Raw genomic sequence first — 15,975 nt, 5'->3', positions numbered from 1 at the left:
TTAAACAACGACAATAATATGCAAATCAAGAATTCACTTTACATCCTCATTACCGCTGCATTGACGCTTTCAGCCTGTACAAACCATCAGAAGGCCCGCAACAGCACACATACCGCTATGTCAAAAGATGCCGATGCAGCACAAGCGTCTGCCGAAGGCAACGTTGCTTATCTTTCTACAGCCGACTTCCGTCTGAAGATTATGGACTACGAAGCACATCAGACAGAATGGGTGTTTGAAGGCAAGCGCCCTGCCGTAATCGACTTCTACACCACATGGTGCGGACCTTGCAAGATGATGGCGCCTATTGTGGAGGAAACGGCAAAGAAGTATGCCGGCAAGGTAGACTTCTACAAGGTGGACATCGAAAAGGAGCAGGAACTGGCTCAGACGTTTGGCATTCAGAGCATACCCACTTTCCTATTCATCCCCGCCAAGGGCAAACCCACAATACAGATGGGGGCTATGCCTAAGGAGACTTTTGAGAATATGGTGAACGAAATCAGTAAATGACACATACAATCAGAAGCTGATGCACATACGGGCGCAAAGCACAAAGAAGTCGCCATTGTCATTGTTGATGTACTGGAACGAAGGCTGCAAGGCTATTGTCTTGTTGATCTGTCGTCGCCATGTCAGTTCGACAGAACGTTCTGTGCCCTGATTGAAACGGGCGTATTGTGCTGACAGTCCACATTCATTGCTGCTGTCGGTATATGCGCATCCCAACTCGGCGTATCTGTAGCAGCCATTATCACGACAAGTATTCTCAGAATACTGTGCCATGCACGCTACGCTTCGGTCGGCTGCTGCCCATACTGTCTGTTCGCCATAAACCCACCATGCGCATGAGGTGTGGCGACATGCCTCATCGGCAGAGGCCATCTTGCCCTCTTCATCAATCGGAAACTGACGGTTGTGTACAGCCACTCCAGCAAAGTAATTGGAGCCTCCGCGCGAATATTCCAGTTGCGAAATATTAAAGATACCATCTTTCTTGGGGCGCACTATGAAGGGATTGTCACGGCGCTTCCATCCGTTGTAGCCTACACCATTGTAAAGGCTGTTGCGGAATGTCCAGGCACCCTTTGTAACGTCAAAATAAACGGTAAGTCCCGACACGGGATAGTTGGCTATCGGATAGCTTGCGGCAATGGTTGGGAAGATACCTTCCGAGCCATTCAAGAAAAGCGACGTGACATCGGATGTGAAGAAGTCTTCATTGACATTGCGCACTCCTAAAAACACATGTCCCGACTTCCACTCGTGCATAAAACCTAATACAGCTATGGATGCAAACATATTGTCGGCTTCGATATTGGAGAATCCTTGCCAATCATCAGCAATGGTGTCGTCGGTTTTTGCGACATGCAGGGTTGCCGCCTCAAAAGAATCCTTACCATTGCCAAATGGGATGTTCAGGTCCAAACGGAGTTGGTTGACCCAGTTGGTTTTCTTCTTCATATCCCACTGCCATTCTGTAGTGTATTCGCCACTAATATTCTGCGCTCTCGCCAAGCTTGCATTTATACAGCCTAATAAAAAGACAAATAATACACGATTCATAATCGTACTCACAATGTTATAGTTATAGTACTCTTTTGGAATTGCAAAAGTACGACTTTATTCATGACATAAAAATACCTAATAATAGGTAAATTATCCGCAATGTCTGTTTCGCAATGCAAAACTATTCAAACAATCACATATCATCAGTTAGAAAGTTATTAGATTAGTATTAGAAAACCATTAGACTTATATTTGCATTTTTAATCGCTCAAAACTGCGAGTTGAACGCACGAAGAAATCTTTTGCTCAAAATTCTCGAGTTTTGCGCGCGCAAGCGTATATCACTTACACACAACAAATTATGCAAATACCGACAGAAGTGTGCAATTATCGCATAATCTAAAGTTGTCCTTTTCGTTGCTAAACGAATACATTTGTGCAGAAAATAAGCCTCCGTTACATTACAAAAGGAATCCCGAAAGCATCCCGAAGGAATCCCGAAGGAATCCCGAAGGACTACTTTTGTAATGCAACGGAGGCTTATTTGATAAAAACATGATGTATTACGCCGTAACAAGCAATAAAAACGGCTCTCGAAATCTCTAGAATCGTTTTTTTATTTGTAACACATTTTTACTGCCTGTACGATATTTGCATACTACAACACCTACATTTCAGCTATGCTTTGCCAGCCAATGGCGAAGGCTGAACGTATGTGCGTGCGGCAAGTTCCTTGTCGAGCATATAGAGTCCGTAGCCGTTGCCCTGAATCATTCTGAGATTGTCGATGATGTTTTGTGCGTTTTCTTCTTCCTCCACCTGCTCGTCGATAAACCATTTGAGCATACTTTGTGTTGCATAGTCGTTCTCTGCAGTAGAAAGAGCAAAGAGATTGTTGATGAGCGATGTCACTTTTTGCTCGTGAGCGAGCGTGGCTTCAAACACCGCAAGCGGCGACTCCCATGTAGTAGGCACCGCCTCGATAGGCTTTAGTTCTACTCGACCGCCACGCTGTATGATGTAATTGAACATAATCTTGGCATGGTCTTGTTCCTCCTTAAACTGTACTTCAAACCAGTTGCCCATTCCAGGATTACCATTGGCGTGAGCATAAGCAGCCATAGAGAGATAAAGATAAGCCGACCATAATTCGGCGTTAATCTGGGCATTGAGAGCCTCTTCGATTTTTTTGTTCAGCATAATAATTTTGTTTTAAAGGTTTACTATTGCAAAGTTATACATTATTTCTATTAAAATAGACAAAAATGGTATTTTTAGGCGCTATAAGTGCTGTAAAGTCATAAAAAAATAGTAATTTTACACTTTGAAAGCGATGCTGCAAATCGCTTAGAAGCGAAATAAACGGCAAAATCGGCGATTTTGCGCTTTTAGAGGCTTGTAGAAAGCAGTATGTGGCAAGCGTCAGAAAGAAACTTAAAACAATATAATATAAAATGGACGAAAATCAGACAATTGATCAGGACAGGATTCTGAAGATTAACATTGAAGAGGAGATGAAATCCTCGTACATCGACTATAGTATGTCGGTGATTGTCGCTCGTGCCCTGCCTGATGTTCGTGACGGATTCAAGCCCGTACATCGCCGCATTCTTTACGGAATGCTGGGCATCGGAAACACAAGTTCTAACCCTTACAAGAAATGTGCCCGCGTCGTAGGTGAGGTGCTGGGTAAGTATCACCCGCACGGCGACGCTTCTGTCTACGGTGCATTGGTGCGTATGGGTCAGAGCTGGAACATGCGATACATGCTTGTAGACGGTCAGGGTAACTTCGGTTCGGTAGACGGCGACTCGCCTGCTGCCATGCGTTATACCGAGTGCAGACTCTCGAAGATGGGCGAACATATTATGGACGACCTGGATAAGGACACCGTAGACATGATGCCTAACTTTGACGACACACTTATGGAGCCGTCAGTAATGCCTACCAAGATACCGAACCTTCTGGTGAATGGCGGTAACGGCATTGCCGTGGGTATGGCTACCAACATTCCTACACACAACCTCGGTGAGGTGATTGACGGATGCTGCGCGTATATCGACAATCCCGACATCGACGTAGACGGACTTATGGAGTATATCAAGGCTCCTGACTTCCCTACGGGTGCATATATATATGGTCTGACGGGTGTGAAGCAGGCTTACGAGACTGGCCGTGGCCGCATCATGATGCGCGCAAAGTCGGAAATAGAGAGTGGCGACGCACACGACAAGATTGTCATCACAGAGATTCCTTACGGTGTAAACAAGGCCGACCTCGTTGCTGGTATTGCCGACCTCGTCAAGGAGGGCAAGATTACCGGCATCTCGAACGTGAACGACGAGTCGGGCCGTCAGGGTATGCGTATCGTTGTTGACGTGCGCCGTGACGCTAACGCCAACGTCATACTCAACAAACTGTACAAGATGACTGCCATGCAGTCGTCGTTCTCGGTAAACTGCATCGCCTTGGTGAAGGGACGTCCACGTCTGCTCACTCTTAAGGAATGCGTGAAGTACTTTGTAGAGCATCGCCACGACGTGACAATACGCCGCACTAAGTTCGACCTTAAGAAGGCACAGGAACGTGCCCACATACTTGAAGGACTTGTCATAGCCTGCGACAACATCGACGAGGTAGTACACATTATCCGTGCCTCGAAGACACCGAGCGACGCACAGCGCAACTTGGAGAAGCGCTTCGACCTGGACGAGATACAGTCGAAAGCTATCGTAGACATGCGACTCTCGCAGTTGACCGGTCTGCGTATAGATCAGCTGCATGCTGAGTTTGAGGAACTGGAGCGTCAGATTGCTTATCTGCAGTCGATACTCGACGATCCCGAACTGTGCAAGAAGGTAATGAAGGACGAGCTGAACGAGGTGAAGGAGAAGTATGGCGACGAGCGTCGTACTGAAATCAAGCCTTTCGAGCACGAGTTCAATGCTGAGGACTTCTATCCTAACGACCCGGTGGTTATTACAGTAAGCCATATGGGATATATCAAGCGCACTCCGCTGAGCGAGTTCCGCGAGCAGGCTCGTGGTGGCGTAGGTTCGAAGGGTGCACGTACACGCGAGCAGGACTTCACAGAATACATATATCCTGCAACAATGCACCAGACAATGCTGTTCTTCACACGCAAGGGTCGTTGCTACTGGCTCAAGTGCTACGAGATACCGGAGGGCGACAAGAACTTCAAGGGACGTGCCATTCAGAACATGCTCAACATCGAGCCGGACGACTCGGTAAATGCAATGCTGCGTCTGCGCGGACTGAACGACGAGGAGTTTGTCAATTCACACTACGTTGTGTTTGCCACAAAGAACGGTACTATCAAGAAAACATGTCTGGAGGCTTACTCACGTCCACGTACCAATGGCGTTAACGCCATAAACATCGTAGATGGTGACGAGGTGGTAGACGTTCGACTGACCAACGGCAAGAACGAAATTATCCTTGCCAACCGCAACGGTCGCGCCGTACGCTTCGACGAGAATACAGTACGCTCTATGGGACGTGTATCAACAGGTGTACGTGGTATGCAGCTCGATGGTGACGACGACCAGGTTGTAGGTATGATTATCGTCAATAATGCCGAGACCGAGACCGTTATGGTGGTATCGGAGAATGGTTATGGCAAGCGTTCGCAGGTAGAAGACTATCGCAAGACAAACCGTGGCGGTAAGGGTGTGAAGACATTCTCTATCACAGAGAAGACCGGCCGACTGGTAGCCATCAAGAACGTGACCGACGACAACGACCTCATGATTATCAACAAGAGTGGCATTGCCATTCGTCTTGCCGTGAGCGATTGTCGTGTAATGGGACGAGCCACACAGGGTGTACGCCTTATCAACCTCTCGAAGAAGAATGATGTGATTGCAAGCGTATGCAAGGTTATGAGCTCTGAACTTGAAGCCAAACTTGCCGACGACAACGCAGAACAAGAGACTGAGGCTACAGACACACCGAATACAGCTGAGAATAATTCAGAAAATGAAAAATAAAACATTTTAAATATATTTGAATATGAGAAAATTGTTTATGTTGGCAGTGATGGTAGTAGCTACCTCAACTGCATTTGCACAGGACGTAAAGAGCGTCCTTAAGTCGAAAGACTACGCTGAGGCAAAGTCTCAACTCGAGGCTTGCATTTCTTCATTGAACAATGAGGAAAAGGCAAAGGCTTACAACAAGCTCGTAGAGCTCTCGCTTCAGAAGGTCAACAAGGAAATGGCTGTGATGAGCGAGAACCAGGTGATGGAACAGATGGGACAGAAAGACGCCAAACTGAAACCAGTAGACAAGGAAGGCATGTACACATCGCTCACCAACGCTCTCAACGCAGCTATGGAGTGCGACAAGTATGACCGCATGCCTAATGCCAAGGGCAAGGTGGCTCCCAAGTTCCACAAGAAGAACCAGGCTGCTCTGTGGCCTCTGCGTCTGAACCTTATCAATGCCGGTCAGGACTGCCTGCAGAAGGAAGACAACAATGGCGCTTTCAACTACTATGCTGCTTATGTCAACAGCGGTACTTCTGCCCTGTTCGACGATTTCGACAAGACAAAGTCGCCGGATACATACCTCGGCGAGGTAGCTCGTGTAGCTGGCGTAATAGCTTATCAGGCAAAGAAAATGGACGATGCCAACAAGTACATCGACATTGCCCTGAACGATACTGCTTCATACAAGGATGCCCTTGGACTGAAGATGGCTATGATGCAGCAGTCGATGAAGACAAAGGAGGACTCTGTAAAGTGCCTCAAGAGCTTCGAGGACCTCTATGCCAAGGACAAGAGCGAGACTATCTTCACAAACCTCGCCACTCTGTATGGCAACCTTAACATGAAGGACAAGCAGATGAAACTCATCGAAGAGCGTCTGGCTTCTGATCCTAACTGCTTCACAGCATGGGCTGTCAAGGGCCAGGCTGAGATGAACGACAGCAAATGGGATGAGGCTCTTGCCGACCTGAAGAAGGCTAATTCTATCAAGCCGAACGCACTTGTGCTGACTTGGATGGGATTCTGCAACAACAACAAGGCAGCTAACTTGCAGGACGCAAATGAGCAGAAGAAGATTCTAACTGAGTCACAGGGCTACCTGGAGAAGGCTCGCGACCTCGACCCTAACCAGCAGGAGGCCAACTGGAAGTATCTGCTCTATAATACATACTATGTTCTTTATGGTGCAGACGACAGCCGTACAAAGGCTTTGGATCCTAACAAGTAAAGTGTAACAGCTTCAACAAATTAAGGTGCGCACCATGTTCTGTGAAAGTCATGAATGCGCACCTTTCATTTTTACAGTAGGGTATGTTCAGGAAATTATTGTTTATGGTATTGGCTTGGGGCATCTGCCTTCCAACGATGTGCTATGCACAGAAGAAGGAGATATCAAAGGCAAAGGATGATGTCAAGGCAGGTAAATCGTTAGCTGAGGCAGAGGCTTCAATGCGTAAGCTTCTTACCGATTCAGCAAATAAGGACAATGAGAAAATTTGGCTCGTACTTTTTGACGCTGTAAGAAAACAGTATGAAACGGTAAACGAGCAGATGTATCTGAAACAAAAGGCAGACACATCCAAACTTTTCCTTGCGGCCTACAGAATGTTTGGTGTTTTGGAAGGGCTTGATTCTGTAGAATGGAATCTTAAGGGCATGCAACAGGCAAAAATGAAATACCGCAAACGTCATGCAGAATATCTAAATGCATTGAGAGGCAACCTTTATAATGGCGGACTGTTCTTCATCGGCAAGAATGATTATAAGAATGCATACAACCTCTTTGAAGCGTATATAGATTGTGCAAGGCAGCCTATCTTTGCAGCTTACGACTATCAGAACAAAGATAAGAGAATAGGAACTGCTGCATTCTATACCGTTTACTGCGGATACAAGCAGAGCGACGCAAAGCGTACGTTGAACTACGCAGACGTTGCACAGAAGGACACAGCAAGATTGGCCATGACATATCAATACATGGCTGAAACGTATAGGCAGAAAGCTGATACTGCAAATTTTGTAGAAGTACTTGAGAGTGGTTTTGCCCACTATCCGCAGTCAAAATATTTCTTCTCGCATCTGTTTGACTATTATTACAAGCAGAGCAAGTATGACGTAGCTACTGCATTGTGCGACGACGCTATTGAGGCTGACACTTCAAGTGTTGTTGCCTTGTTTGCCAAATCAACAGTACTGCTTGCACAGCAGAAATATGACGATTGCGTGAGCATTTGCGACAAGGTGATTGCAAAAGACAAGAATTTTGCCGACGTTTATCTGAACGCTGGCTTGGCGTATTTCAATCAAGCCACTTACATTGAAAGGACAATGAGGCACAGCCGTGAGAAAACACAAAAGCTGAAAGCGCTTTTTAAAAAGGCATTGCCCTATATGCAAGAGTATAGAAAACAAGCTCCTAACGAAAAATCAAAATGGGGAGTACCTCTCTATACTATCTATCTCAACTTGAATATGGGACGTGAGTTTGAGGAAATTGACAAACTCATGAAAAAATAAATGAGAGTTGAAAATTGAGAGGTGAGAGTTGAGAGTTATGATATGTTGATTTTGATAATATTATATCAAAGGTAATCATAACTCTCAATTTTCGACTCTCAACTGTTAACAACTCTCAACTGTTATAGGTTCTCAAGACTCACTGGCTGTTCTTTCGGAGTCTTGTGTTCCTTTTGTTGCTGGTCGGCAGGTTGCTGCTCCTTATTTACAGAAAGTGGCAACTGGCGTTCTACAGGATTGCCATCCTCGTCAAGAACTATTTCCTCTTCGACTTTCACACTATCGTTAAGCGAAGTGTCAGCCTTGGCTCTTGGCACATAACTTGAGCAATTATACATTGAGGCTGTTATGCTCTCATCCTTAGGCTTGCCGAATTTTGCACGATACTTACTGAAAGCAGGGTCTTTCAACAAAGCCTCAAGGAAGTATCCGCATATTGGCAATGCCGTACGCGAACCCTGACCCAAAGCTCCAGTTCGGAAGTGTATGCAACGATACTCACCTCCAACCCATGCACCTACTACAAGATTAGGGCTGACACCCATAAACCAAGCGTCAGAGTGATTGTTTGAAGTACCGGTCTTGCCACCCCAATCTGTATCACGATACTGTCCTACATAACCATTCAGGCTCATTGATGTACCGCCTGGTTCACGCAGACCGCTCATGAGCAGTTGCTGCATGAGGAAAGCGCTTCTATATGGAATCACCTGTTCCTCGTTTGTGGGCGATGTATAAATCTCTTTTCCATTACGGTCAAGAATACGCGTCACAAGCTGACGTCTTACATACTTGCCATCGTTGGCAACAGTAGAATAAGCATTGGCCAATTCAAGGAGGTTGACATCACTTGAACCAAGAGCAAGAGCCGGAGTCTCATCAAGCGGACTTTCAATACCCATCTTGTGTGCAGTCTCTGCGATGCGCTGAATACCCATCTCCTGTCCAAGACGAACTGCTACAGAATTTATGCTTCGTGCAAATGCACCCTTCAAAGGAATGGAGTCGCCTGAGAAAGAACCATTGGCGTTAGTAGGTGCCCACGTCACTTCCTTGCCTGCTACCTTGTCATATACCTGCATTGAGATATACTCATCGCGACGCTTGTCGCAAGGCGTGAGTCCCTGATTCATCGCCTCGGTATATACAAAGAGCTTGAATGTAGAACCAGGCTGACGCATTGCCGTCACCTTGTCATACTTCCATGACTTGAAGTCGATGTCGCCCACCCATGCTTTCACAGCACCAGTCTGCGGTTCCATAGCAACGAATGCACAATGCATGAAATGAACCATATAGCGGATTGAGTCCATTGTAGACATCTCCTTTTCTATGGTGCCATGCTCGTAATCGAACAACTTCACCTTGTGCGGACGGTTGAGATAGTACTCAATTGAATCAGGGTTATTGGGGAAGCGTGCCAGAAGATTCTTGTAAACGGGTTGCTTCTGTGCTATTCCTTCAATGAAATTAGGGATGACATTATGATTTTCGTCCTGCCATGGATCCTGATTGCCCCAATGGTTGTTGAAGTTGCGCTGCACCTGCTTCATCTGTTTTGCAGCAGCTTCTTCGGCGTACTTCTGCATGCGCGAATCAATGGTGGTATAAATCTTCAAACCTGAAGTATAAAGATCGTAACCGTTTTCACGACACCAGTTCTTCAGTTCGGCAGAAACAGCCTCACGGAAGTAAAGAGCCTGGCCATCATAGTTGCTCTCAACACTATAGCTGAGCTTAATAGGCTTCTGGCTAAGTTCGTCAAATTCGGTGCGTGTCAAATCGCCATGCTTGAGCATATTGCTGAGCACCACATTGCGACGACGCTGCGAGTTCTCAGGATGCGAGATAGGATTGTAGTAAGTGGTAGCCTTAAGCATTCCAACAAGCACAGCAGCCTGATCTGTCGTCAATTCTTTTGGAGTACAGTTGAAATACGTCTTTGAAGCCGTCTTTATACCAAATGCGTTAGAACCAAAGTCAACTGTATTGGCGTACATTGTGATAATATCCTTCTTGTCGTGGGTCAACTCCAGCTTCGTGGCGATGATCCATTCCTTAGACTTCATGATGAGCATACGAACACCAGGAATCATACCAAGCAATCCAGTAGAATAGTCGGTGCGTACACGGAACATATTCTTAGCCAACTGCTGCGTGATTGTAGAAGCTCCACGAGCATCATGATGCATGACAGCATCCTTCACAGCTCCTATAAGTCCTGGGTAGTCAATTCCATGATGACTGTAGAAGCGCTCGTCCTCGGTATCAATAAGGGCTTTCCAGAAAGCAGGATTTACCTCCTCATATTTTACCGGAGTTCTATTCTCGTTAAAATATTTGCCAATCATTACACCATCGGCACTATATATCTCTGAGGCTTCGTGAGTCTCAGGATTCATAATAGTGTAAAAACCAGGTGATTTACCAAACAGCCACAAGAAGTTTGTGTCTACCATGCCAAGGTAGATGAAAAACGCTACTATGCAGGATGCGATTCCTACAAGTGTCTTGGTGTACCACGCTTTGCCTTTGTACAAATTGCGATACCAAGGCCAAAAAGCCTTGACTTTACGCATACACCAGATGAGAAAGTCTTTTATTTTTTTCATCTTTAAATGATTATTTTGTTTGCTAATCTTGGTATATTATCTTGCAAATGTACGAAAATAGTTTAACCTATCAGTTGGTTGTCTATATAATTTATGATTTCTTTAATATTGTCGGGATGGAACCACATGATATTCTTATCCCGCTTGAACCATGTCTGCTGTTTACGACAGTAGCGTCGGCTATTGCTTTGTATGTTGAATATACATTGATCGATGGTTATAAGTCCATCAAGATATTCGAAGGTCTCCTTGTAGCCTACTGTGTTCAATGAGTTGAGGCCTCGCTTGTCGTATACGGCAAGTGCTTCGTCTACAAGTCCTTCGTCAAATATTTGAAGCACGCGCGCATTAATACGATTGTACAATTCTTCACGGTCGCGGTTCAGACCTATCTTTATTATGTCAAACGGACGTTGTTTCTTGGCGTTCTGCCTGAATGAAGTGTAAGTCTTCCCCGTCATATGGCATATTTCCAAAGCATGCACGACACGGCGTGGGTTGTTGCGGTCGACAATCTTCCAATGCTCAGGATCTAAAAGTTTAAGTTCTTCGACAAGCCTGGGCAACCCTTCTGTTTCCAATCGCTGTTTCATCCATTCACGTGTATTGTCGTCGATTGTCGGTATGTCATCAATACCATTGCATACAGCGTCTATGTACATCATAGAGCCTCCACTCATAAGCGCCACATCCGAGGTATTGAAGAGATTGTCGGTAAGAAGTTGCATAACATCTTCTTCGAACAACGAAGCGCTATAATAATCTTCAAGATGATGATTGCCTACAAAATAATGCTTCACACGCTGCTGTTGCTCTGGTGTAGGGGCTGCTGTTCCAATTGGTATTTCGCTGAAAATCTGACGCGAGTCGGCATTGACTATAGGAATATTGAGATGTTCGGCAATTTGCAAACATAATTCCGTCTTTCCTACACCAGTGGGACCTACAATAACAATAAGTTTCTTGCTCATTATTGTCTTTATGTGAATATAAAAAACGGGAGTTAAGTAGACTCTTGTCTTTTACCATTCTACTTAGCTCCCTTTATTTGATTAATACGTTTAGCGTATGATACCTCTCTTAGAAGATTCCACGAAATCAATAATGTATTGAACTTCATTAGTAACCTCAAGCTCGTTCTTAATCTCCTGAATGCCTTCAGACATTATACCCTTAGAGTAGAGTTTGCGATAAGCATTGTGGATAAGGTCAATCTTCTCGTTAGAGAATCCGCGACGACGGAGTCCGACAAGATTCAATCCACAATATTTTGTAGGTTCCTTGCCAGCGATGATGAACGGAGGAATGTCCTGGCTGAATCGGCATCCACCCTGAATCATCACATATCCACCTATTCGGCAGAACTGATGGCATAGAACGTTTGCAGAAATAATAGCATTGTCGTCCACAACAACCTCACCGGCAAGTTTGGTAGAGTTGCCAATAATCAGGCCGCTACCGAGAACACAGTCGTGAGCTACGTGTACGCACTCCATAAGCAGATTGTTTGAACCTACCACAGTCTCGCCTCTTGAAGCTGTACCACGCGAGATAGTTACATTCTCGCGTATGCTGTTGTTGTCGCCAACACGGCAGATTGTTTCCTCGCCTCTGAATTTCAAATCCTGCGGCTTGGTAGAGATGCTTGCACCCGGGAAGAACTCATTGCCATTTCCGATGCGTGCTCCTACGTGAATAGTTACGCTGTTCTGCATAACATTATTGTCACCGATTTCTACATTACGGTCAATGTAGCAGAAAGGGCCAATGATATTGTTGTCACCGAGCTTTGCGTCGGGATGGACGTATGCTAAGGGGCTTATCTGATTCATCTTGAAGTTATTTTTTTGAATTGAATTCTACTTGTTCTTTACAATCTGAGCTGTAAATGTTGCTTCTGACACCACATGGTCGCCTACAAATACATAGCCTTTCATTGATGAGATGCCATGACGCAATGGTGAAAGCAAGTCAACCTTGAAGAGCAATGTGTCTCCTGGGACCACCTTCTGGCGGAATTTCACGTCGTCAATCTTCATGAAATATGTAGACCAACGCTCTGGCTCCTCAAGAGTGTTGAGTACGAGCAGACCGCCACATTGTGCCATTGCCTCAATCTGAAGCACACCTGGCATTACCGGCTCCTGCGGGAAGTGGCCAGTAAAGAAAGGTTCATTGGCTGTAACGTTCTTCACACCCACAATGCTTGTAGCACCAAGAGCTACCACCTTGTCAACAAGCTGCATAGGATAACGATGAGGCAGAAGCTCACGTATTCTGATGTTGTCCATTATGGGAGCTTCATTCGGATCGTATATCGGAGCCTGAATCTCGTGCTTGCGAATCTCGCGACGCATCTGACGTGCAAACTTGTTGTTGATGGTGTGGCCAGGGCGTGTTGCAATGATGCGTCCCTTGATAGGCTTGCCGATAAGCGCCATATCGCCAATGATGTCAAGCAACTTGTGTCGTGTACACTCATTCTCCCATACCAGAGGCTTGTGCTGTATGTAGCCCAATTCGTTTGCATCACGACGCTCCACCTTAAGCATGTCGGCCAATGAATCAAGACGCTCCTGTGTGGTCTGCTTCTCGTATATAACGATGGCATTGTCCAAGTCGCCACCCTTAATAAGGTTGGCCTTAAGCAGAGGTTCGATGTCACGAACGAAGACGAATGTGCGTGCCGGAGCTATCTCTTCAGCAAATTTCTCCACACAGTCAAGTGTAGCAAACTGTGAGTTGATGAATTTAGAATTGAATGAGCACATTGCTGTGAGTGAGAATTCCTCGTCAGGCAGAATAGTGATGCAAGAACCAGTCTCTTCATCCTTCACTTCTATCTTATGACGGATGATATACCAGTCCTTAGGTGCATTCTGTTCTTCAACACCAATTTCATTGATTTTCTGAACATACAAGGCTGCGCTGCCATCGAGAATAGGGAATTCAGGACCATTTACCTGAATAAGACAGTTGTCAATACCCATAGCATAGAGTGCTGACATACCATGCTCGATGGTAGAAACACGTACATCATCCTTGCCTAATACTGTGCCACGCTGTGTGTCTACTACATTCTCGGCAATAGCCTGAATTGTTGGCATTCCGTCAATGTCAATTCGTTGTATCTTATATCCGGAGTTCTCAGGAGCTGGATTGAATGTGACTGTAAGGCTCAAACCTGTGTGAAGTCCTTTGCCGCACAGGGAGAAACTACCCTTTAGTGTCTTCTGTTTTGATGACATATATTTTTATTTTTTCAGTTGTTCAATTTCCTTTTTAATGTCTGCCAGGTCTTTGTACATTTCGGGCAGACGGCGGAAAATAGCTTGTGACTTGAAGTAGGCACGTGGATTCATCGGAGGAGTTCCGATAAGTTCCTCCCCACCCTTAAGACTTCCTGGTACGCCTGATTGTGCACCGAGGAAGGTCTTGTTGCCGATGGTAATGTGGCCGGCAAGTCCTACCTGACCGCCAAACATACACCATGAACCTACCTTTGTACTGCCCGCAATACCTACTTGGGCAGACATCACAGTATTCTCACCTATTTCCACATTGTGCGCTACCTGTACAAGGTTGTCAAGTTTCACACCCTTACGTATAATGGTAGAACCCATTGTAGAACGGTCAACACAGGTATTAGCTCCGATTTCTACATTGTCCTCGATAGTTACAATTCCTATCTGCGGAATCTTGTCGTAGCCATCAGCATTAGGTGCGAATCCGAATCCGTCAGATCCGACAACGCTACCTGCGTGCAATGTGACATTATTTCCCAATTTGCAACCTTGATAGATTGTTGTATTGGGATAGATTATACAGCCAGAACCTATTTTCACGTTATCACCAACAACTGCATGCGGATATATCTGGCAGTTGTCACCTATAACAGTATTTTCGCCAATACATGCAAACGGTCCTACATAACAGTCTTTGCCGACTTTAGCAGTTGGAGCTATGTAGGCTTGTGGTGCGATACCTGTCTTTTTGGGCTTGCTTGCCTCGTATATCTGCAGAAGTTTGGCTATACATTCATAGGCATTCTTTACTCGTATGAGTGTTGTAGCAACTGGTTTTTCCAGTTCTACATCCTCATTTATTATTACAATGGATGATTTTGTGTCGTATATGTAATGGGTGTATTTGGGATTTGAGAGGAACGAGATTGCTCCTTCAACACCTTCTTCTATCTTTGCAAAGGTATGTACGGCGGCATTGTTGTCACCTTCCACTCTTCCACCGATAACACTGGCGATTTGTTCTGCTGTAAATTCCATTTTATAATGTCTATTCTTTGTTTCTTATAAGTTAGTAAGTGTTGTAGCATAGGTGAATAAGCACTCTTAGCCACAACACATAATATTATTTTTGCAAAAATAAGAAATTTTATTGTAGATACAGCATTTTAGCACTATTAATTTCGTGTTTTGAACATAATAATGCCAACTTCTATCCTCAAATATGTTTATTTGTGGTTAGATGCCATACTTTTGCAGTTCTTGATCCATCTGCTTCTGCAGCTCTTGCGCCTTATGGGCAGCCACCTCGGCAAAGTCTTCGCCATTGGATGCATAGATAATGCCGCGTGAGCTGTTCACCAGAAGTCCGCATTCCGAATTCATACCATATTTGCACACCTCTTCGAGTGAACCGCCCTGCGCACCTACGCCCGGAACGAGCAGGAAGTGATCGGGTGCAATCTTACGGATGTCTTCAAACATACGACCCTGTGTAGCGCCTACTACATACATCATGTTGTCCTTCGAGCCCCACTGCTGTGATGTGCGGAGCACTTTCTCAAAGAGGCGCTCACCCTGTTTGTCTTCAGTAAGCTGGAAGTCGTAGCTGCCCTTGTTGCTTGTCAGAGCAAGTACAATCACCCATTTGTCCTTATATCCGAGGAACGGGGTGACGCTATCCTCGCCCATGTAAGGAGCAACAGTGAGAGAGTCAACATCGTACTCCTCGAAGAATGTGCGTGCGTACATTGCACTTGTGTTGCCTATGTCACCACGCTTGGCATCAGCTACGATGAAGTGGTTGGGATAGTTCTCTTTAAGATACTTGATGGTCTTCTCAAACGAGATGAGTCCCTTCACGCCGAAAGCCTCATAGAACGCGAGGTTTGGCTTGTACGATACACAGTAAGGAGCAGTGGCATCGATGATGGCTTTGTTGAAAGCGAATATCGGGTCTTCCTCATTGAGGATATGTGATGGAACCTTCTTGAGGTCGGTGTCAAGACCTACGCACAGAAACGTGCGCTTGGTCTTTATCTGATTTACCAATTCTGATCTGTTCATAACGATTAGTATTTATAA

General features: G+C 45.4%; 12 protein-coding genes. 4 read left to right on the top strand and 8 right to left on the bottom strand.

Annotated elements, in window-relative coordinates; all coding sequences use genetic code 11:
* Positions 1–18: 18 nt before the first annotated feature.
* Positions 19–513 carry a thioredoxin gene (gene trxA / locus I6E49_RS05800; RefSeq protein WP_235400970.1) on the top strand — a complete coding sequence of 165 codons (495 nt, stop codon included), beginning with the start codon at positions 19–21 and terminating at the stop codon, positions 511–513.
* A 9-nt stretch (positions 514–522) separates the two neighbouring features.
* On the opposite strand, the gene I6E49_RS05795 is transcribed toward trxA, so the two are convergent.
* Together I6E49_RS05795 and I6E49_RS05790 are read right to left on the bottom strand one after the other, a co-directional pair.
* Complete coding sequence (locus I6E49_RS05795) at positions 523–1,566, bottom strand: carbohydrate porin (protein WP_235400969.1); 1,044 nt, start codon at positions 1,564–1,566, stop codon at positions 523–525.
* Between the two features lie 621 nt (positions 1,567–2,187).
* Entirely contained in the window at positions 2,188–2,709 is a 522-nt protein-coding gene (locus I6E49_RS05790; protein ID WP_235393227.1) for a ferritin, read from the bottom strand.
* 254 nt (positions 2,710–2,963) lie between these two features.
* On the opposite strand from I6E49_RS05790, the gene gyrA reads away from it, so the two are divergent.
* The 3 genes from gyrA to I6E49_RS05775 all read left to right on the top strand — a co-directional run bounded on the left by gyrA (position 2,964) and on the right by I6E49_RS05775 (position 8,036).
* Positions 2,964–5,519, top strand: a complete 2,556-nt coding sequence (gyrA, locus tag I6E49_RS05785) for a DNA gyrase subunit A (protein WP_235400968.1) — start codon at positions 2,964–2,966, stop codon at positions 5,517–5,519.
* A gap of 22 nt (positions 5,520–5,541) precedes the next feature.
* Complete coding sequence (locus tag I6E49_RS05780; protein ID WP_235400966.1) at positions 5,542–6,747, top strand: tetratricopeptide repeat protein; 1,206 nt, start codon at positions 5,542–5,544, stop codon at positions 6,745–6,747.
* An 83-nt stretch (positions 6,748–6,830) separates the two neighbouring features.
* On the top strand, positions 6,831–8,036 hold the full coding sequence (locus tag I6E49_RS05775) for a tetratricopeptide repeat protein (protein WP_235400963.1): 1,206 nt from the start codon (positions 6,831–6,833) through the stop codon (positions 8,034–8,036).
* Between the two features lie 122 nt (positions 8,037–8,158).
* Here the strand turns inward: I6E49_RS05775 and I6E49_RS05770 are convergent, their stop codons facing one another.
* From I6E49_RS05770 to pyrF, 6 genes are all read right to left on the bottom strand, one after another.
* Positions 8,159–10,648, bottom strand: a complete 2,490-nt coding sequence (locus I6E49_RS05770; protein ID WP_235400962.1) for a transglycosylase domain-containing protein — start codon at positions 10,646–10,648, stop codon at positions 8,159–8,161.
* 62 nt (positions 10,649–10,710) lie between these two features.
* Entirely contained in the window at positions 10,711–11,619 is a 909-nt protein-coding gene (gene miaA / locus I6E49_RS05765; RefSeq protein WP_235400959.1) for a tRNA (adenosine(37)-N6)-dimethylallyltransferase MiaA, read from the bottom strand.
* A gap of 90 nt (positions 11,620–11,709) precedes the next feature.
* A complete protein-coding gene (lpxA, locus tag I6E49_RS05760; RefSeq protein WP_235400958.1) occupies positions 11,710–12,480 on the bottom strand; it encodes an acyl-ACP--UDP-N-acetylglucosamine O-acyltransferase in 771 nt (256 codons plus the stop codon).
* A gap of 27 nt (positions 12,481–12,507) precedes the next feature.
* Positions 12,508–13,896 (bottom strand): bifunctional UDP-3-O-[3-hydroxymyristoyl] N-acetylglucosamine deacetylase/3-hydroxyacyl-ACP dehydratase, encoded by a 1,389-nt coding sequence (locus tag I6E49_RS05755; RefSeq protein WP_235400957.1) that lies wholly within the window; start codon positions 13,894–13,896, stop codon positions 12,508–12,510.
* Between the two features lie 6 nt (positions 13,897–13,902).
* Positions 13,903–14,931, bottom strand: coding sequence for a UDP-3-O-(3-hydroxymyristoyl)glucosamine N-acyltransferase (lpxD, locus tag I6E49_RS05750; protein WP_235400956.1), 1,029 nt, complete (start codon positions 14,929–14,931; stop codon positions 13,903–13,905).
* A gap of 198 nt (positions 14,932–15,129) precedes the next feature.
* A complete protein-coding gene (gene pyrF / locus I6E49_RS05745; protein WP_235400955.1) occupies positions 15,130–15,957 on the bottom strand; it encodes an orotidine-5'-phosphate decarboxylase in 828 nt (275 codons plus the stop codon).
* Between the last annotated feature and the right edge of the window lie 18 nt (positions 15,958–15,975).

Source organism: Leyella stercorea (assembly GCF_021531655.1).
The sequence above is the reverse complement of the archived record's forward strand: the minus strand, read 5'-3'. Positions and strand labels throughout refer to the sequence as shown.